The sequence below is a fragment of the Gallibacterium melopsittaci genome (assembly GCF_042433085.1).
GTDB lineage: Bacteria > Pseudomonadota > Gammaproteobacteria > Enterobacterales > Pasteurellaceae > Gallibacterium > Gallibacterium melopsittaci.
The window spans coordinates 21531-40453 of the sequence record NZ_JBHLWA010000039.1; the positions used below are offsets into that span (position 1 = coordinate 21531).

General features: G+C 36.2%; 19 protein-coding genes and 5 tRNA genes. 14 read left to right on the top strand and 10 right to left on the bottom strand.

What is annotated here, in order from left to right; translation table 11 throughout:
• Nucleotides 1-35: 35 nt before the first annotated feature.
• From ACFFHT_RS08705 to ACFFHT_RS08720, 4 genes are read left to right on the top strand one after another with little or no spacing between them, the layout of a single operon-like run.
• Nucleotides 36-530 carry a TRAP transporter small permease gene (locus ACFFHT_RS08705; RefSeq protein ID WP_382375368.1) on the top strand — a complete coding sequence of 165 codons (495 nt, stop codon included), beginning with the start codon at nt 36-38 and terminating at the stop codon, nt 528-530.
• A complete protein-coding gene (locus ACFFHT_RS08710) occupies nt 527-1819 on the top strand; it encodes a TRAP transporter large permease (protein ID WP_382375370.1) in 1293 nt (430 codons plus the stop codon). The genes ACFFHT_RS08705 and ACFFHT_RS08710 overlap by 4 nt, the downstream gene beginning before the upstream one ends.
• 13 nt (nt 1820-1832) lie before the next feature.
• Nucleotides 1833-3290: a tagaturonate reductase gene (locus ACFFHT_RS08715; RefSeq protein ID WP_382375372.1), complete on the top strand. Its 1458-nt coding sequence runs from the start codon at nt 1833-1835 to the stop codon at nt 3288-3290.
• A gap of 2 nt (nt 3291-3292) precedes the next feature.
• Nucleotides 3293-4780: a UxaA family hydrolase gene (locus ACFFHT_RS08720; protein ID WP_382375374.1), complete on the top strand. Its 1488-nt coding sequence runs from the start codon at nt 3293-3295 to the stop codon at nt 4778-4780.
• A gap of 90 nt (nt 4781-4870) precedes the next feature.
• Here the strand turns inward: ACFFHT_RS08720 and gyrB are convergent, their stop codons facing one another.
• Nucleotides 4871-7291, bottom strand: coding sequence for a DNA topoisomerase (ATP-hydrolyzing) subunit B (gyrB, locus tag ACFFHT_RS08725; protein ID WP_382375376.1), 2421 nt, complete (start codon nt 7289-7291; stop codon nt 4871-4873).
• 128 nt (nt 7292-7419) lie between these two features.
• Nucleotides 7420-7914 (bottom strand): HI_0449 family lipoprotein, encoded by a 495-nt coding sequence (locus ACFFHT_RS08730; protein ID WP_382375378.1) that lies wholly within the window; start codon nt 7912-7914, stop codon nt 7420-7422.
• Nucleotides 7915-8043: 129 nt separating this feature from the next.
• On the opposite strand from ACFFHT_RS08730, the gene yihI reads away from it, so the two are divergent.
• Genes yihI through yggU form a run of 5 tightly spaced genes read left to right on the top strand, consistent with a single transcriptional unit; the run spans nt 8044 to nt 11290 of the window.
• Entirely contained in the window at nt 8044-8598 is a 555-nt protein-coding gene (yihI, locus tag ACFFHT_RS08735) for a Der GTPase-activating protein YihI (protein WP_382375380.1), read from the top strand.
• 2 nt (nt 8599-8600) lie between these two features.
• Nucleotides 8601-9035 (top strand): DUF2489 domain-containing protein, encoded by a 435-nt coding sequence (locus ACFFHT_RS08740; RefSeq protein WP_382375382.1) that lies wholly within the window; start codon nt 8601-8603, stop codon nt 9033-9035.
• A 20-nt stretch (nt 9036-9055) separates the two neighbouring features.
• Entirely contained in the window at nt 9056-10423 is a 1368-nt protein-coding gene (gene hemN, locus ACFFHT_RS08745; RefSeq protein WP_382375384.1) for an oxygen-independent coproporphyrinogen III oxidase, read from the top strand.
• A 15-nt stretch (nt 10424-10438) separates the two neighbouring features.
• Nucleotides 10439-10996: a YggT family protein gene (locus tag ACFFHT_RS08750; protein ID WP_382375386.1), complete on the top strand. Its 558-nt coding sequence runs from the start codon at nt 10439-10441 to the stop codon at nt 10994-10996.
• Complete coding sequence (gene yggU / locus ACFFHT_RS08755) at nt 10997-11290, top strand: DUF167 family protein YggU (protein ID WP_382375388.1); 294 nt, start codon at nt 10997-10999, stop codon at nt 11288-11290. It begins immediately after the preceding gene.
• A gap of 64 nt (nt 11291-11354) precedes the next feature.
• On the opposite strand, the gene slyD is transcribed toward yggU, so the two are convergent.
• The 8 genes from slyD to ACFFHT_RS08795 all read right to left on the bottom strand — a co-directional run bounded on the left by slyD (nt 11355) and on the right by ACFFHT_RS08795 (nt 18006).
• Entirely contained in the window at nt 11355-11927 is a 573-nt protein-coding gene (gene slyD / locus ACFFHT_RS08760) for a peptidylprolyl isomerase (protein WP_382375390.1), read from the bottom strand.
• Between the two features lie 48 nt (nt 11928-11975).
• The gene (locus ACFFHT_RS08765) at nt 11976-12698 is read right to left on the bottom strand and encodes an SIMPL domain-containing protein (RefSeq protein WP_382375392.1); all 723 of its coding nucleotides are present in this window, start codon (nt 12696-12698) and stop codon (nt 11976-11978) included.
• A 19-nt stretch (nt 12699-12717) separates the two neighbouring features.
• A complete protein-coding gene (locus tag ACFFHT_RS08770) occupies nt 12718-13242 on the bottom strand; it encodes a DUF1523 family protein (protein ID WP_382375404.1) in 525 nt (174 codons plus the stop codon).
• A gap of 63 nt (nt 13243-13305) precedes the next feature.
• A complete protein-coding gene (locus tag ACFFHT_RS08775) occupies nt 13306-14091 on the bottom strand; it encodes a YchF/TatD family DNA exonuclease (protein WP_382375394.1) in 786 nt (261 codons plus the stop codon).
• A 4-nt stretch (nt 14092-14095) separates the two neighbouring features.
• A complete protein-coding gene (gene holB, locus ACFFHT_RS08780) occupies nt 14096-15094 on the bottom strand; it encodes a DNA polymerase III subunit delta' (RefSeq protein WP_382375396.1) in 999 nt (332 codons plus the stop codon).
• Complete coding sequence (tmk, locus tag ACFFHT_RS08785) at nt 15073-15705, bottom strand: dTMP kinase (RefSeq protein WP_382375398.1); 633 nt, start codon at nt 15703-15705, stop codon at nt 15073-15075. The genes holB and tmk overlap by 22 nt, the downstream gene beginning before the upstream one ends.
• Entirely contained in the window at nt 15705-16751 is a 1047-nt protein-coding gene (gene mltG, locus ACFFHT_RS08790) for an endolytic transglycosylase MltG (protein WP_382375400.1), read from the bottom strand. The genes tmk and mltG overlap by 1 nt, the downstream gene beginning before the upstream one ends.
• Before the next feature lie 133 nt (nt 16752-16884).
• Nucleotides 16885-18006, bottom strand: coding sequence for a methionine biosynthesis PLP-dependent protein (locus tag ACFFHT_RS08795; protein ID WP_382375402.1), 1122 nt, complete (start codon nt 18004-18006; stop codon nt 16885-16887).
• A 257-nt stretch (nt 18007-18263) separates the two neighbouring features.
• On the opposite strand from ACFFHT_RS08795, the gene ACFFHT_RS08800 reads away from it, so the two are divergent.
• The 5 genes from ACFFHT_RS08800 (at nt 18264) to ACFFHT_RS08820 (ending at nt 18726) form a co-directional block, all read left to right on the top strand.
• Nucleotides 18264-18339, top strand: a tRNA-Gly gene (locus tag ACFFHT_RS08800).
• A gap of 4 nt (nt 18340-18343) precedes the next feature.
• Nucleotides 18344-18430, top strand: a tRNA-Leu gene (locus tag ACFFHT_RS08805).
• A gap of 22 nt (nt 18431-18452) precedes the next feature.
• Nucleotides 18453-18528: transfer RNA gene (locus ACFFHT_RS08810), tRNA-Gly, on the top strand.
• 4 nt (nt 18529-18532) lie between these two features.
• Nucleotides 18533-18619, top strand: a tRNA-Leu gene (locus ACFFHT_RS08815).
• A 33-nt stretch (nt 18620-18652) separates the two neighbouring features.
• Nucleotides 18653-18726: transfer RNA gene (locus tag ACFFHT_RS08820), tRNA-Cys, on the top strand.
• Nucleotides 18727-18923 lie beyond the last annotated feature (197 nt).

Here is an 18923-nt window from a genome sequence, read left to right on the forward strand (position 1 = left end):
CACGCTATAAGAATTATTCCAGGAGGAATGTATAAATGAATTCACAACCTCAACAAAAGAAATTTTGGCTCAGTGATATTGATGAAATTCTTGCTTCTTTTTTCCTTGCACTTATCGTATTACTTTCTGGTTATGGTGTAGTAATGCGCTACTTTCTTAACTCCCCTAGTGCTTGGGTTGAAGAAATATGCATTGTATTTTTTATTTGGTTTACTTTCTTAGCTTCAAGTGCTTTATGCAAAAACAACGAATTAATTAGAATTGATTTTTTATTAACTAAACTTCCCCATAAAGTTGCAAACTTTATTGATGGTGTTATTCAACCTTGCATTATGATTTTTGCCTTAATTTTCATGATGTATTTAGGTTTTAAACTATTACCAATGTCAAAAGTTCGTTTTACTCCTACTTTGCATATTTCTTATTTAGCTATTTACGCCATTATTCCTATCAGTGCTTGTTTCATGTTCCTTTATGAAATAAGAAAAATTTACTACTTTTTCAAAATTAACAGAGGTAATAGATCATGAGTGTTATTATTCCTATTGCGATTCTATTGATACTTTTCATCATTGGCACTCCTGTCGCATTTTGTATCTTTATCTCAACATTAAGCTATTTCTTAATGAGTAACCAACCTATGATTATGCTTATTCAACGTCTTGCTGGAGGACTTGAATCAGTTACACTCTTAGCAATACCATTTTTCATTATGGCTGGTGTTTTCATGAATCATACTGGTATTAGTGCAAGATTATTAAAATTCTGTGAAGTACTTACTGGACATATGAATGGTGGATTAGCACAAGTCAATGTTGCTTTAAGTACATTAATGGGAGGATTATCAGGTTCAAATATCGCTGATGCTGCAATGAATTCCAAGTTACTCGTCCCTCAAATGGTTGCTCGAGGATACAGTCCTTCATTCTCTGCTGCCGTAACAGCTGCTGGCTCATTAATTACGCCTATTATTCCACCTGGAATCGCAATGATTATCTATGGTTATGTGAATAATGTATCTATTGGTAGATTATTCCTTGCAGGCGTTATTCCAGGAACAATGCTCTGCATCTTAATGATGATTTTAGTTTCAATTATTTCTAAAAAACGTGGGTATTTACCAATTAGAGAAAAAAGAGCTACTTGCAAAGAAGTAGTACTATCCGCTAAAGATGCTGTATTAGCACTTTTGTTACCAATTATCATCATTGGTGGCATCCGTATGGGAGTATTCACTCCAACAGAAGCTGGTGCCGTTGCTGTTATTTATGCAATCATTTTAGGCACTCTTGTCTACCGTAATATGAACTTAAAACAATTATGGTTAGCAACAAGAGAATCTGCATTAGGAGCTGCTAATGTATTACTGATTATCTGTATGGCTGTAGCTTTCTCTAAATTTTTAACATGGGAAAGAGTACCTCAAGCCCTTGCTCAATGGATGACTACTGTTGTCGATAGCCCAATTACATTCCTCATGTTAGTCAACGTCGCATTACTGATTCTTGGTATGTTCTTAGAAGGTAATGCTATTATGATCGTGCTTGCTCCTTTGTTAGCTCCAATAGCTAACTCATATGGAATTGATCCAATTCATTTCGGTATTGTATTTATCTTCAATGGTGCAATTGGAACTATTACTCCGCCTTTAGGAACCGTAATGTTTACTACTTGTTCCATCACTGAAGTACCTATTGAAAAATTTATTAAAGATGTAATTCCTTTCTGGGCTCTACTCTTAATCGAATTATTACTACTCACTTATATCCCTACTATTTCAACCTGGTTACCTAACCTCGTCTATGGTATCGCAAATTAACAAGGATTGAACTATGCAACAACTCAACCGTACAACTTTCCCAGGAAATCAATATCCAACCAAAATTATCCAATTTGGAGAAGGTAATTTTTTACGAGCATTTATCGACTGGCAAATTGATTTACTTAATGAAAAAACTGATTTTAATAGTGGTGTAACTATTGTTCGCCCGATTAATACGGATTTTCCACCACTCCTCAATACACAAGATGGACTTTATACTACGATTATTCGTGGGTTAAATGAACAAGGTGAAGCCGTAAAACAAGTACGTATTATTCGCTCGGTTAATAATGAAATTAATCCTTATCAAAATTTTGATGATTATATTAATTTAGCCCATAACCTTGATATTAAAATTATTTTTTCTAATACAACTGAAGCAGGCATCAGTTATCATGCAGGTGATAAATTAACTGATCGTCCTGCAATCAGTTACCCAGCAAAACTTACCCAATTATTATATGAACGTTTTCTATTCACAAATGGTGATAAACAACAAGGCTTTACCATTATTCCTTGTGAGTTAATTGACTATAATGGTGATCAACTTAAAGACTTAGTGCTACGCTATGCACAAGAGTGGCATCTTACTGAAGATTTTATTACTTGGTTAAATGAAGCAAATACATTCTGCTCCACCTTAGTGGATAGAATTGTAACTGGTTATCCTCGTAATGAAGTTGAACAACTAACTACTGAATTAGGGTATCAAGATACCTTCTTAGATACAGCCGAATATTTTTATCTCTTTGTTATTCAAGGACCAAAATCATTAGAAAAACTTTTCCATCTTGATCAATTAAAACTGAATATCTTAGTTGTTGATGACATCAAGCCTTATAAAGAACGCAAAGTTGCTATTTTGAATGGTGCACATACCGCATTAGTACCTGTTGCTTATTTGGCTGGCGTTGACTACGTTGGCGATGCTATGCAAGACCAACAGCTTTGCCAATTTGTCATGCAAACATTAGCAGAAGAAATTATTCCAACACTATCTTTACCAAAAGAAGAATTACAACATTTTGCTGATGCCGTGATTAGCCGTTTCCAAAATCCATTTATTCAACATGCTCTACTCTCCATTGCCTTAAACAGTATGACTAAATATCGTACACGGATTTTGCCTCAACTTTTAACATATCAACAAAAATATCAACGTTTACCACAACGTTTAACATTTGCATTAGCTGCATTAATTGCTTTTTATCGTGGTCAACGAGATGAACAAACGATTCCTTTGCAGGATGATCAAATTTGGTTAGATAATTTTGCCGATTGGTGGACAAAATTCGATCAAAAACAATTAAGTTTAACCCAGTTAGTCCACAATGTACTGAGTCAAACTGAACATTGGCAGCAAGATTTAACACAGTTACCACATCTCGTAAATGATGTAACTGAAAAACTTGCTGTGATTTTGGAAAATGGTATGCGTCCTGCCTTAACTCAATATTGTCAGGTGTAAATATGAAGCAATTTATTCAAATTCAAACACAAGACAATGTCGCCGTTGCTCTACAAAATTTATCTGTAGGGCAGCAAATTGAGCTTAATGATATCGTTATTACGTTAAATCAGGATATCCCTAGAGGGCATAAATTTGCTGTACAAACGATTGCAAATGGACAAAATGTAGTGAAATACGGTTATCCTATCGGTCATGCGACCCAAGATATTCAAATTGGTGATTATGTACACACCCATAATGTAAAAACCAATTTAAGTGATATTAACGATTATACTTATCAGCCAGAAACCACGACAGTCGCTACACAACCAGCAGATCGTGAAGTACAAATTTATCGTCGAACCAATGGTGATGTTGCAATTCGCAATGAGCTTTGGATTATTCCAACTGTGGGATGTGTTGTCGGAATTGCCAACCAAATTCGTCAACGTTTTTTAGCTAAAAATCCTGCTACAGACATTGATGGCGTGTTTACCTTTGCTCACAGCTATGGCTGTTCTCAATTAGGCGATGATCATCAAAATACCAAAATCATTCTGCAAAATATGGTAAAGCATCCTAATGCTGGTGCAGTTTTGGTAATTGGATTAGGTTGTGAAAATAATCAAGTTGATATTTTTCGAGAAACCTTAGGCGAATATGATCCTAATCGCGTGAAATTTATGATTTCACAACACTTTGAAGATGAAGTTGAGCAAGGATTAACCTTGTTACAACAACTTTATGAAGCGATGCGTTATGATCAACGTGAAAGCGGTAAACTAAGTGAACTTAAATTCGGTTTAGAATGTGGTGGTTCTGACGGCTTATCAGGTATTACCGCTAATCCATTATTAGGAAATTTCTCTGATTACGTTACTTCTCATGGTGGAACAACGGTTTTGACAGAAGTGCCTGAAATGTTTGGTGCAGAAAGAATTTTGATGAGTCATTGTCGTGATCACGCTACATTCCAAAAAACAGTGAATATGGTCAATGACTTCAAACAATATTTTATTTCACATCAACAACCAATTTACGAAAACCCTTCACCAGGTAATAAATCAGGTGGTATCACAACCTTAGAAGATAAATCGCTTGGTTGTACTCAAAAAGCAGGCCATAGCCAAGTCGTTGATGTGTTGAAATATGGTGAGCGTTTAACTCAGCCAGGCTTAAATCTCTTAACGGCACCAGGCAATGATGCGGTCGCAACGAGTGCTTTAGCAGCAGCGGGATGTCATATGGTGTTATTTACTACGGGACGTGGTACCCCATATGGTGGTTTTGTTCCAACCATGAAAATTGCAACAAATAGTGAATTAGCTCAACGCAAACGAAACTGGATTGATTTCAATGCTGGGCGTTTAGTTGAAGATGTTAGTATGTCGCAATTACTTAATGATTTTATTGAGAAAGTCATTGAAATTGTAAATGGCAAACCAGCCAAAAATGAGATCAATGAATTCCGTGAGTTAGCCATTTTCAAAAGTGGTGTTACTTTATAACTTTAGAGCATAGAGTACATTTACCTCATGTACTCATAAATAAATAACGCCCAAACAAGGGCGTTATTTTTCAAATAAACTCACTCAAATTTAAACATCTAAATTTGCGTGTAATGCATTAGTTTCAATAAAGTCGCGGCGAGGTTCAACTTCATCTCCCATTAAGGTAGTAAAGATTTGATCTGCTGCTACCGCATCACGAATTGACACTTTTAACATACGGCGTGCTTCTGGATCCATTGTTGTTTCCCAAAGCTGCTCAGGATTCATTTCCCCCAATCCTTTATAGCGTTGTACTGATAAGCCACGGCGAGATTCTTTCACAAGCCATTCAATCGCTTGTTCAAAACTTGTCACATTCAGACGACGTTCACCACGCATCACATAAGCACCATCTTCAAGTAAATTACGCAACTGGTGACCTAATTTACAAATTAACGCATATTCACTACCTTCGGCGAAATGGAAATCAAGTGCATAATCCATATCAATACCATGAGTACGTACCGTAATCACAGGCTCATACAGATGACGTTCTGCATTATATTGTACTTTTGCTGCATAATGATTACCGTGCAACTCTTTCTTGGTTAAGGTTTCAACCAAACTTTCTACCCATTGTTGCACAGCTTGTTCTTGTTGCATTAATGCTTTATCTAGATCTGGATGATAAACTAATGCTTGTAAAATTGGTGCTGGATAACGACGTGCAATACGTTGAATCATTTTATTCACACGATTATATTCCGCCACCAAATTTTCTAATGGTAAACCTTGCATTGCAGGTGCATCTGGGTGTACATATAACGCTGCCCCATCTAAAGCAATTGATAACTCATATTGTGTCATTGCATCATCATCTTTGATGTATTGCTCTTGTTTACCTTTTTTCACTTTATATAACGGTGGTTGAGCAATATAGACGTGTCCTCGCTCAATTAATTCTGGCATTTGACGATAGAAGAATGTCAATAACAATGTACGAATATGCGATCCATCAACATCCGCATCCGTCATAATAATAATATTGTGATAACGCAATTTATCTGGATTGTATTCATCTCGCCCAATACCACAACCTAAGGCAGTAATTAATGCTGCCACTTCTTGTGAAGAAAGCATCTTGTCAAAACGAGCCTTTTCAACATTCAAGATTTTACCTTTTAATGGCAAAATCGCTTGATTCTTACGGTTACGCCCTTGCTTCGCTGAACCCCCAGCAGAATCACCCTCCACGATATAGAGTTCAGAAAGTGCGGGATCACGTTCTTGGCAATCGGCTAATTTACCTGGCAAACCACCCAAATCTAATGCACCTTTACGGCGTGTCATTTCTCTTGCTTTGCGAGCCGCTTCTCTTGCTCTTGCTGCATCGATAATTTTACCGACAATAATTTTGGCATCTGCTGGATTTTCTAATAGGTATTCTTGTAAACGCTCTCCCATTGTGGATTCCACCACACCTTTTACTTCAGAAGAAACAAGTTTGTCTTTTGTTTGGGAAGAGAATTTCGGATCTGGTACTTTCACGGAAACAATCGCCACTAGCCCTTCACGTGCATCATCACCAGCCATCGAAATTTTGGTTTTCTTGTTATACCCTTCTTTTTCCATATAGTTATTTAATGTTCTGGTCATCGCACCACGAAAACCAGCTAAGTGCGTACCACCATCTCGTTGTGGAATATTATTGGTAAAACAGTAGAGATTCTCTTGGAAGCCATCGTTCCACTGCAATGCGACTTCTACACCAATGCCATCTTTTTCAGTCATAAAATAGAATGGCTTTTGGTGAATTGGATTTTTATTACGATTAAGATACTCAACAAAGGCTTGAATCCCGCCCTCATAATGAAAATGATCAGATTTATCTGTCCGTTTATCAAATAATTTAATCGAAACTCCTGAGTTTAAAAAAGAGAGTTCTCTTAGGCGTTTCGCTAAAATTTCATATTGGAATTCAACATTGCTAAAAATAGTTGGACTTGGCCAAAAACGTACGGTTGTTCCCGTTTTGTCACTTTCACCAATAACAGCTAATGGTGCTTGAGGTTCCCCTAAACAATAGAATTGTTCATGAACGTGTCCTTCACGGCGAATTGTTAACTGTAATTTATCAGATAACGCATTAACAACTGACACACCTACACCATGCAAGCCACCAGATACTTTATAAGAATTATCATCAAACTTACCGCCTGCATGAAGCACAGTCATAATAACTTCTGCTGCTGATACGCCCTCTTCTTCATGGATACCGACAGGAATTCCCCGTCCATCATCTTGTACAGAAACAGAATTATCTTCGTGAATTGTTACCACAATATCTTTACAATAGCCTGCTAATGCTTCATCAATCGCATTATCAACCACTTCAAACACCATATGGTGTAACCCAGTTCCATCATCTGTATCACCGATATACATTCCTGGACGTTTCCGCACGGCATCAAGCCCTTTTAATACTTTAATACTTGATGAATCGTAAGAATTTGATGTTTGATCTGACATAATTTTTATTCTCTAGTTTTTGCTCAAAAAATTGGGCGAAATTATAGCAGAAAAGGGCATTAAATCCTAGAAAATACCTCTAGTTATCTCGCATCTTTTCGCAGTAAATTTCGCCATTTAATCGTTTTTTATGGACGGCATTGCCTTGCAAATTTTTCACTACCTTGTGCAATCCAATCCATATTTTTTGCGGAACGCTGTGCTTGTAAATCACGTAATGCATCATAAATTCCTTGCTGCAAACTTGGTACATTCACACCTTGCCAACAATTCAAATGTTGGAAATTAGTTTGTAAATCCGCTGCAAAAATCATACCACTATAATAATCATAGACATATGCATCAAAGCCTTTGCCTTGATCATATAACTGATGCTTTAATTCCGAGATTGGCTGTTTATATTTACCATTAAACCAATCAACAACCCCATGAGCAAAAGAGTCAACATTAAATTTATCATTCACACGCCCTTGATAAGTTTGTTGAGTGGCTTCATACGCTGGTGCATAGGAAGTTTGTACAATCTGTTCTGGCGTTAATTCAATAACAGGTTTATTGACAGTTTTACTGGTACAAGCTGTTAAACCTAAAACCAACATCAGATAACCTATTTTTTTCATCATCATTTGATCCTTTTATTCAATAGATTTCAAGCAATATACCTAAAGCAGTAGATGCTAAATTTTACAATTCAATGCTATAATCGCAACCTATATCATTATCTTATAACTGTTTAATTATTAATATTTACTATGAGTCGTCAAAAGAAAACACGCAAAATTAGTGATTTAATGCCTGTACGCAAGCAGGATAAAAAAGAGCCTGCCTTAGCAAAAAAAGGGAAAAAACCAACTCGCTACGAATTAGATAATAAAGCATGGGAAGAAAAACGTAAGAAAAAACATAAAGGACGTCCTGCGGGTAACCGTTACAGCCCAGTAAGCGAAAAACAGGATAATAATCTCCAAGTTGCTAAAGATCCTCGTGTTGGTAGCCGTAAAAAAATACCTCTTATTATTGAAGAAGTGAATCGTCAAACTGTTGTTGTCGATCAGAGTGTAAAAGCAACGAAAAAAGTTATTTCACCAGAACAGGAGTTATTTGAATTAGAAAATAATCTTGCTCTCAATGAATTACTCGATCAATTAGATGCAGGTAAAACATTATCAAAACAAGATCAACAATTTGTTGATCAATGCCTAGCAAGAATAGAAGAATTAATGCAAGAGTTAGGTATTGAAGAAGAGGATGAAGACCAAGATCTCTATCAACAATTTGAAAACATCAATATTAATCAATTTAAATAATTATGAATTTTTCTGTTTTATTATTTAGTGTTGGCAGTTTAATTGTCATTGGCATGGTTAGTTATCTAATTTGGTTACTTCTTGCCATTCAAAAACAAAAACGTACTATCCAAGCAGCTTATCAACAACGCCTAGATCGTTTGCAAGAAAGCATTATTATTATTGCAAAAGCAATGATGACAGATGAATGTAATCATTCAGAAGGGGTATTACGATTGAAACCGCTACTTGAAGCCTATGGAAAAATCCAACTGAATGCTTATCCTGCAATGAATCAGCTTTATCTCACCGTAAGAGATATGCCGATTAAAGAAGAACGCCAAGCATTAGCCAAAAAAGAACGTCGTAAATTGGATTTAACACGCGAAAGTAGCGAAGCAAAATTAGAACAACAAATTAAATTGGAGTTACCTCAATTACTTGAGGCTATCAAATAATTAATAGTGGGGAATGAATTATGTCTGAAATACTCTGGGATCATAATCTGATTCGTAAATATAACCAATCAGGGCCTCGTTATACCTCTTATCCAACTGCATTAGAATTTAATGAAGTTTATAACAATGATGATTTTGTGATGGCAGCAGAACGCTACCCATCTCGCCCATTATCTTTATATGTGCATATTCCTTTTTGCCATAAACTTTGTTACTTCTGTGCCTGTAATAAGGTAATTACACGTCATCAGCATAAGGCAGACATCTATTTAGATTATTTAGAAAAAGAAATTAACACTCGAGCCAAACTATTTAAACAGCGGATCGTAACGCAAATTCACTGGGGTGGTGGTACACCAACCTATCTCACTGAAGAACAATCTGCTCGTTTAATGGCTATGCTACGCAGTAATTTTACTATCAGTGATGATGCCGAAATTAGCATTGAAATGGATCCTCGTGAGATTGAACTCTCGATGCTTGAACATCTACATAATATCGGATTCAACCGTATTAGTATGGGAGTCCAAGATTTTAATAAAGATGTACAAAAAGCAATCAACCGTGAGCAAGATGAAGACTTTATTTTTGCCTTAATGCAACGTGCAAGAGAGCTTGGTTTTCAATCGACTAATATCGATTTAATCTATGGTTTACCACTACAAACGCTCGATAGTTTTATGTTCACATTACAAAAAGTGATTGAATTAAATCCTGATCGTTTGAGTGTCTTTAACTATGCTCACTTACCAACCCGCTTTGCAGGACAACGCAAAATCAAAGATGAACAGTTACCTTCACCAGAAACTAAACTCGCTATTTTGCAAAACACTATTGAGTTCCTACAACAATCTGGTTATCAATTTATTGGTATGGATCATTTTGCAAAACCAGATGATGAATTAGCCATCGCTCAAGCAAAAGGTGAATTACATCGCAATTTCCAAGGTTATACCACACAACAAGAATGTGATTTACTCGGCTTAGGTGTATCTGCGATTAGTTTGTTAGGTGATACTTATGCACAAAACCAAAAAGAACTCAAAAGTTACTATGCAGATGTAGAAACTCGTGGTATTGCACTGCATAAAGGTTTAGTGTTGACCAATGAAGATTGCTTACGTCGTGATGTAATTAAAGCCTTAATTTGTAATTTCAAATTGCCATTTGCAGCGATTGAACAACAATATAATATCGATTTTAAACAACATTTTACCGAAGATTTAGCATTACTAGCTCCACTAGTTGAAGACGGATTATTACAAATTAATGCAGACAATATTACCGTTTCAGCTAAAGGGCGTTTATTAATTCGTAATATTTGTATGTGTTTTGACACCTATTCACGTCAACAAGCTAAACGTCAACAATTTTCACGCATTATTTAACCAACAGGAGATTTAATGAATACATTGCAATTCCTAATACAAACCATCATTGGAGTTTATTTGTTTATTTTGGTTGCCAAAACTTGGTTACAGTATTGTCGTGTTAATGCATACAATCCTCTTTCACAAACGCTAATCAAACTAACACAACCAGTATTAGCACCTGTACGCAAAGTTATTCCAATGAAATTCAATATTGATTTTTCTGCATTATTTGTTGCGTTTGTCTTAGGAGCACTTAAATTACCAATTCTTTATTGGTTAATGTCCGAACGCTTCTCACTAGATCTAATTTATATCGTATTATTAGGTGTTTTATCCATTGCTAAGGCTTGGGGCGAGATGATCTTCTGGGCAATCTTTTTACGTGCAATTATGAGTTGGTTCAGCCGTGGTAATAATCCACTGGATTATGTACTTTATCAAATCAGTGAACCACTACTTGCCCCAATTCGCCGTATTTTACCAAGCACAGGAATGTTAGATTTTTCTGTAATGGTTCTTGGTATCTTGTTGATTCTTTTAAATAATGTCTTGTTCGACATATTTGGACAACTTTGGTTAATTGCATAAATGGCAATTCAACAAACTGCACAAGGGCTGTTGTTAAATATTTATCTCCAGCCCAAAGCTAGCAAAGATCAAATCATCGGTTTACATGGTGATGAACTTAAAATCACCATTACTGCCCCACCAATCGATGGGCAAGCAAACGCTCATCTCATTAAATTTCTTAGTAAGCAATTCAAAGTTGCTAAAAACCAAATTGAATTACGTAAAGGGGAGTTAGCTCGGCATAAACAAATTTTTATTACTGCTCCAAAAGTGATTCCTGACGAAATTTTAACTATATTGAAAACATATTAATTAATATCAACAAAAAAAGGAGCATTTAAATTTGCTCCTTTTTGTCCTATGTAAATCGTTAAGATTAATGGTGGTGATGATGTCCACCACAACCGCAGCCACCGTGGCCACCACCACAACAACCGTCTTCATCATCATGATCATGATGATGACCACCACAACAACCTTCACCTTCTTGATGTAAATGACCGTGGGCAATCTCTTCTGCAGTTGCTTCACGCACAGAAACCACTTCTACGGTAAATAATAAAGTTTGACCAGCTAACATATGATTACCGTCAACCACAACATCTTCATCACTCACTTCAGTAATTACAACAGGTAACGGTCCGAGATCAGTATCTGCAATAAAACGCATACCTTCTTTTAATTCATCAACACCAACAAAGACATCTTTTGGCACACGTTGCACTAAATTTTCGTTATAAACACCATAGGCTTCTTCTGGCTTAACTTTTACATCAAATTTTTCACCAACAGCTTTACCTTCTAGTGCATTTTCTAAACCAATCACTAAATTATTATGACCCTGTAAATACTCTAATGGTTGGTTAGCAGGCGCTTCATCAACTAAAATACCATCTTCTGTACGAACTTGATAAGCAATGCCTACCACATGATTTTTTGCAACTTTCATTCATTTCTCCAATAAGTTACGCAAAGGAAATAAATTGTAACGGAATTTCTATTTTTCTGATAGTGAAATCACGACATCAGCACTCATTGTGAGTCGAGTTTCACCAGGTGTAAATCCTAAGTTATTTTCAACATCTTGTGCTTTCGCTAAACGCATAGGTGTAGCTCTAGTCGCCATATATCCCGAATTATTTAAATTAATATTGATAATATGATATTGCTCACGGTGCAATTCAGTTTTAATAACTTCTGCTTGCTGTTGTGCTAACGCTAATAATGTTTTTACCATTTCTGCTTCTTGCTGTTTACGCATTTCTGTAGAAACAAAGAAATTTGTATTTTGTACCCTAAACTCATTAGGTAATTCAGAAATAAAAATAGACACTTCAGCAAAATCATCACTCTCTAATGTAAGACTTGCCTCTAATGTCCAACCAACAACCTTACCCTCATTATTATAATTTGCATAACTATTACGTTGATTTCCTACCACTTTTAAAGCAGGATAATGCTTTGCTAACTGAGGTATCAATTCATCAATACGTTGTTCGAGTGCTTGTCTTGCTTTTTTTGTCAGTTTATTTGTCTGCACTTGAGTATTTAATACAACTTGAACCTTATCTTCTTTAACCACAGATTCTGTTGTAACTTGATAACTTACTTTACTTAAAGTATCTGACTGAGTTGATACACTATTATCAGCTTGAACTTGTCCAATAAAAAACATTCCTGCTACCAAACAAATTCGCCCCAATAACGATCGCTTGTTCATATTTTTAATGACTCCTTGTTTACTCACTATCAAACCAACCACGCACAAATTGAATTGATAAAAATAGCGTTAAGAGTAATACAACATAGAGAATATAACTCACAATTGGATGAGAGACGGAAGCGTCTGCTGTCGTTTCTTTTACTGAAACGACATTACTAAACTCATCTAACATCGTAATTCTCCAACCATAATACTTCACTTCAACTAATGCTTTCTCATTGGCTAACGCTTGCGCTTTTGCTTGGATATTAGCGGAATCAAATTTGAAATAGAATGGAAATCCCCAACGTGTATCTTCATTACGATAAACCATTACTTTTTCTGTTTTTGGATCTTGGGTATAAATATAATAAACATCTCGTGTTGGACCATCTGCTGGGTTTGCTTTACTAATAGGACCATCTTTATCAACACGTTTTACTTCTACCCCTGTGATTTGAGCAACTGCATAACTTGGAAAAACATAGTTCACACCAGCTGCCAATATCACATGTACACCTAATGCAACAGCAATAAAGAACCACATAAAAAAGCGTCGAATAGTAGATTGTTGCGCCATGGTTATTTCCTCTTTTTATTCCAAAAGTTTTCTTATCCTAGCATATTATTGTGACAAATTAACGCCAAATAACTGACTAAAATTCTGTGTTGTGATCTCTGCCAATGCTTCAACAGATACACCTTTTAAGGTTGCAACATATTCACAAACTTCTCTCACATAAGCAGGTTGATTTTGTTTTCCTCGATAAGGAACAGGAGCTAAATAAGGTGAATCTGTTTCAACTAATAAACGATCTAATGGGACATAACGGATAACATCTCGAATATCTTCTGCATTTTTAAATGTAATGATGCCTGATACGGAAATATAAAAGCCTAAATCCAGTGCTTGTTCTGCAAACCACTGATTTTCCGTGAAACAATGAATTACTCCTCCGCAGCGTTCTGCCTGTTGTGCTTTTAATATCTGTATTGTATCTTCTCTCGCCGAGCGTGTATGAATAATCACTGGTTTGTTAAATTCATTCGCAATATTAATTTGTTCAGCAAAACACGCCTGTTGTGCCTGCTTATTTTCCGCACTGTAATAATAATCTAAACCAATTTCGCCTACTGCAACCACTTCAGGCAATGCAATAATCTCACGTAATTTAACAGGATCGAAAACCTCATCTTCAATATCTAATGGATGTAAGCCACAAGAAAAAGAAACATCTTTTCGCTGTCCTAACATCTGTTGTAACTGATGAAATCTTGCGATCCCTACCCCAATCGCTAAACAATGTTTCACATCTCGCTGTTTTGCTTTGGCCAATACTTCATCTACATCTTTATGCAAATTTTCATAATCTAATGCATCTAAATGACAATGTGAATCTACAATAAACATCTTTTTAACCTTCAAATACTTCTTCAATCATTTTAATTAAACCATCAGCCACAATTAACTCTTGATTTACGCCATTAATTGACAATAAATCTGTCCGCATCTGACGAATAATGGATAAGCCTTGATAAAGTTTTAATGCAGGTAATTGTTGAACTAATGTTTCCACACCTTGTCGTAAATCTTGGCATTGCCAACCTGTATGAATACCTAATGCACCTTTTAATGTATCCATCAAAAAAGCCTCTAACCAATTTAACTGTGTGATTGGATTTTCTAACTGAAAATAAGGTAATAACATCAAAATATTCTTGCTACGATAAAACTTCCAAAATTGGCGTAAAAAAGCTAATCGCTGTGCGACTTCTCCCTGCTTCAAACTATTGATTGTGGCAAAAGGGCGATAATAATTCATCGTCAATGCAATTTGCAATTCTTCCGTCTGAGGAAAACCTTGCTCAGTTAACCATTTTACTGCCTGAGCTTGATTTGGTAGTGGCAATGCCCAAAGTTGACAACGACTGTAAATTGTCGCGAGTAACTGATGTTCAACATCCGTTTGCAATAAGAAATAACAATTTTCTGTTGGTTCTTCTAATGTTTTTAATAAGGCATTTGCGGCGGCTTCTGTAAGCTGCTCAACCCCTTGAATATAAACTACTTTTGCTGTTGACTGCTGACTATGACGCGAAAGTTTATCTATAACGTCACGAATATTTTCAATACTGATTTTTTTGCCTTTTTCTGCACTAATCCAATAAAAATCAGGATGAGATTGATGTTGGAAAAGTTGGCATTGCCGACAATGACCGCATGCTTGCTCTGCTTGTTTATGTTCACATAACAACCATTGTGCCAATATCTGACAGAATATTTCTGCCCCATTATCATTTGGACTACGCAACAATAAAGCGTGATGCCCATGTCCAGCTAAAAAAGCCTGTGTAATCCGTTGATAAACTGGATACAACCACGTTAAATGCGTTAATTCTGCTGTTGAAACCATTGTGTTATTGCCTGATTAATTTGCTCCGCTACCTCTGTTTCTGACAGATTAGCATTAATCGTAATACTGTTTGGATCAGCTGCTACGAGTTGTAAATAACGCTGCCGAGTTCGCTCAAAAAATTCAATTTGTTGTTGTTCAATTCGATCTAAGGCACCGCGTGTTCTTGCCCTAGCCAAGCCAATTTCTGGCTCTACATCTAAATAAAGCGTTAAATCAGGCTGGAAATCTCCTAAAACAGTCTGCTTCAATGTTGTTAATAATTGTGCATCAATTTGTCTACCACCGCCCTGATAGGCTTGTGAAGAAAGATCGTGGCGATCACCAATTACCCACTTTCCTTGTTGTAATGCTGGTTTAATCACATTATCAACTAATTGAATACGAGCTGCATATAACATCAACAATTCTGCTTTATCTGTTACAAACTCATTACCCACACCTTGCTTAATTAATTGACGCAACTGCTCCGCTAACGGTGTACCACCAGGTTCTCGCGTAAAGACAAATTCATTTATCCCTAGTTGTTGTAATTTCTCAACAACAACATTTTTTGCAGTGGTTTTCCCTGCACCCTCTAGCCCTTCAAGCACAATAAACTTGCCTTTCATTATTTATTTTCCTGTTGATTTTTCCAATTACGATACCAGCGTAGATAATCCTGTACTGCACGATTATGTTCAGCTAATGTACGACTAAATTTATGTCCACCACTACCATCTGCAACAAAATATAAATAATCACTTTTCGCAGGATTCGCAGCAGCTTCTAATGAACTTTTATCGGGCATTGCAATTGGTGTTGGTGGTAAACCATCAATCATATAAGTGTTATAGGGTGTATCTGTATTTAAATCTTTTTTTGTAATATTTCCTTGATACTTTTCACCCATGCCATAAATCACTGTTGGATCGGTTTGTAACTTAATACCTTTGCGTAAACGATTAATAAACACTGCCGCAATTTCAGGACGCTCACTTGCAACCGCACTTTCTTTTTCAATAATTGATGCCAAAATCAATAATTCATATGCAGATTTTAATGGTAAAGTTTGCTCTCTTTGTTGCCAAACTTGTTGTAGCGTTTTTTGCATTTTGTCTGCAGCACGTTGTAATAGAGCAAGATCAGTGGAATTAACCGTATAGTAATAAGTATCTGGATAAAGCCATCCTTCCATTTTATCTTTTACTACTGATTCCGTTGGCAAATGTAATAATTGATAAATTTCAGCCTCACTTTTATCCTTTAAAGTATGTTGCAAATGAGGTGCTTCTGCTAACACTTTACGCCATTGATTAAATGTACTTCCTTCGGGCAACGTTAAGGCAAATTGTGCCTCTTTACCACTGTGAATTAACATTAGTAATTGCTGTAAATTTTCTATTTTTTCTAACGAAAAAGTTCCGGCTTTTAATGTATATTCTGGATGTAATTTAAATAAATATGGCAATCCCCAAACTGATTTTTTTAACAGTCCCTGCTGAACTAATTTATCGGCAAACTGCTTACTACTCGTGCCTTTTTCAATAGTAAGCAACTGTTCTGCGGTGTGAGTAATAGGTAAGGTTAATAATTGACTAAGATGGTGGTAAACATAAGCACCACCTCCGCCCAGACCAACTAATAATAAAATTAAAAGCGTAAGAAGTTTTTTCATTAATACTAAATACTAAATACTAAATGACTTTGCAAAAAGTGGCTAAGTTTAACATAAACCTAAGCCTTTCTTAATCTTGTTATTCATAAAATAATGGCGTGCTTATTCTATTTTGCACGCCAACTATTTTCACCTAACGGGGTGATTTTGCAACTTGAATAGCTTGCAATACATCTGCCTTGATATCTTCAACATTTTCCAAGCCAACAGAAAAACGTAAAAGACGGTTACAAACACCGCGTGCAATCCGTTCTGCTTCAGGAATATCCATATGTGTTTGGGTCGCTGGATAGGTAATAAAACTTTCTGTTCCACCTAAGCTTTCAGCAAAAGTAATTAATTTTAATGCTTTCAAAAATGGCACTACCCACTCTTCTTTTTGTAAGCGGAATGAAAGCATACCACCTTTATTAGGATACAAAACATCCGCCACTTCTTCTTGTTCTGCTAAAAATGCTGCAATTTTTTGTGCATTTTGTTGATGTCTTTCCATCCGTAATGCCAACGTTTTCAATCCACGAATGGTTAAATAACAATCAAACGGAGATAATACAGGACCAGCACCATTTTGAATATAGTAGAGTTTGTCACAAAGTTCTTGTCCTTTTGCCACAATCAATCCCGCCAACACATCATTATGACCAGCAATATATTTTGTACCACTATGAATCACAATATCCGCACCATGTTCAATCGGACGGAATAATACTGGTGTTAAAAAAGTATTATCTACAATTAATAACAAATTATGTGCTTTTGCAATTTTCGCAATCGTATCAACGTCACACTCTTCCATTAATGGATTTGATGGAGTTTCAATAAAAATCGCTTTAGTATTAGGAGTGATAGCTTCTTCAATCGCTGTTAATGAAGCGGTATTCACATAAACTGGCTTCACGCCATGGTTATTCTTATAACAAAAATCTAATAAACGATACGTTCCCCCATAGACATCACTGGAAATAATCCATTCATCTGGACTCGTAAATAAGCTCATTACTAATTGAATTGCCGCCATACCAGAAGAACAAGCAAACCCACGATCGCCTTTTTCTAATAACGCAATACCATTTTCTAATACATTTCTGGTTGGGTTTTTTGTACGAATATAATCAAAATTATCTGTTGAAATTCCTTTAATATCAGTATGACCAAATGCAGTAGAAAGATGAATTGGTGTAGCAACCGCACCTGTACTAGAATCAGTACGATTTCCTAATTGAACTAATAAAGTATCGATTGATTGTTGTGCCATAATAATTCCTATCATTATTTATATTACGAAAGCTATCATTCTTGCATAAACTTTAATGACAGAAAAGCAAATCACCATAGTTCACAAAATTTCAGCTATTTACGCATAAAAAAACAGCATTATTCCTCTCTTTATTGGTAATAAGCTTTTTTTTTCATCAATCAAGCAAAAAAGTGAGAATTATCGTTTGACAAAAAAATTCAATTCCGTAAAATGCGCCTCGTTGATTAGCGATGCTGTTAGCAAAATTAATCAAAGCGGGAATAGCTCAGTTGGTAGAGCACGACCTTGCCAAGGTCGGGGTCGCGAGTTCGAGCCTCGTTTCCCGCTCCAAACTGCCCGGGTGGTGGAATCGGTAGACACAAGGGATTTAAAATCCCTCGCCTTTCGAGGCGTGCCAGTTCAAGTCTGGCTTCGGGCACCATTTTAAAACTAAAAAATATTTTGCGGGAATAGCTCAGTTGGTAGAGCACGACCTTGCCAAGGTCGGGGTCGCGAGTTCGAGCCTCGTTTCCCGCTCCAAACTGCCCGGGTGGTGGAATCGGTAGACACAAGAGATTTAAAATCTCTCGCCTTTCGGGGCGTGCCAGTTCAAGTCTGGCTTCGGGCACCATTCAAAATTGAAACCCATCAATATCTCAATTATGGCGTGTTAGCAAAGCGGTTATGCACTGGATTGCAAATCCATGTAGATCGGTTCGATTCCGGTACACGCCTCCAAAACTATAAGCAGTCCTTTTTACTTTGTATTTGGTATTACTTTTTCACTTTTGACAAAGAGTTACCCTATGCAAATCATTACTATTTTATCAACTAAAGGCGGTGTTACTAAAACCACTAATGCTGGGCATATAGGACAAAAAAGTTGGTCTTTATCTATTTTCATTGTCTATAGGACAAAAAAGTTGGTAATTATT

Coding starts and splice junctions, on each gene's coding strand:
- ACFFHT_RS08705 (WP_382375368.1), top strand. CDS start 36: ATGAATTCACAACCTCAACAAAAGAAATTTTGGCTCAGTGATATTGAT.
- ACFFHT_RS08710 (WP_382375370.1), top strand. CDS start 527: ATGAGTGTTATTATTCCTATTGCGATTCTATTGATACTTTTCATCATT.
- ACFFHT_RS08715 (WP_382375372.1), top strand. CDS start 1,833: ATGCAACAACTCAACCGTACAACTTTCCCAGGAAATCAATATCCAACC.
- ACFFHT_RS08720 (WP_382375374.1), top strand. CDS start 3,293: ATGAAGCAATTTATTCAAATTCAAACACAAGACAATGTCGCCGTTGCT.
- gyrB (WP_382375376.1), bottom strand. CDS start 7,291: ATGTCAGATCAAACATCAAATTCTTACGATTCATCAAGTATTAAAGTA.
- ACFFHT_RS08730 (WP_382375378.1), bottom strand. CDS start 7,914: ATGATGAAAAAAATAGGTTATCTGATGTTGGTTTTAGGTTTAACAGCT.
- yihI (WP_382375380.1), top strand. CDS start 8,044: ATGAGTCGTCAAAAGAAAACACGCAAAATTAGTGATTTAATGCCTGTA.
- ACFFHT_RS08740 (WP_382375382.1), top strand. CDS start 8,601: ATGAATTTTTCTGTTTTATTATTTAGTGTTGGCAGTTTAATTGTCATT.
- hemN (WP_382375384.1), top strand. CDS start 9,056: ATGTCTGAAATACTCTGGGATCATAATCTGATTCGTAAATATAACCAA.
- ACFFHT_RS08750 (WP_382375386.1), top strand. CDS start 10,439: ATGAATACATTGCAATTCCTAATACAAACCATCATTGGAGTTTATTTG.
- yggU (WP_382375388.1), top strand. CDS start 10,997: ATGGCAATTCAACAAACTGCACAAGGGCTGTTGTTAAATATTTATCTC.
- slyD (WP_382375390.1), bottom strand. CDS start 11,927: ATGAAAGTTGCAAAAAATCATGTGGTAGGCATTGCTTATCAAGTTCGT.
- ACFFHT_RS08765 (WP_382375392.1), bottom strand. CDS start 12,698: ATGAACAAGCGATCGTTATTGGGGCGAATTTGTTTGGTAGCAGGAATG.
- ACFFHT_RS08775 (WP_382375394.1), bottom strand. CDS start 14,091: ATGTTTATTGTAGATTCACATTGTCATTTAGATGCATTAGATTATGAA.
- holB (WP_382375396.1), bottom strand. CDS start 15,094: ATGGTTTCAACAGCAGAATTAACGCATTTAACGTGGTTGTATCCAGTT.
- tmk (WP_382375398.1), bottom strand. CDS start 15,705: ATGAAAGGCAAGTTTATTGTGCTTGAAGGGCTAGAGGGTGCAGGGAAA.
- mltG (WP_382375400.1), bottom strand. CDS start 16,751: ATGAAAAAACTTCTTACGCTTTTAATTTTATTATTAGTTGGTCTGGGC.
- ACFFHT_RS08795 (WP_382375402.1), bottom strand. CDS start 18,006: ATGGCACAACAATCAATCGATACTTTATTAGTTCAATTAGGAAATCGT.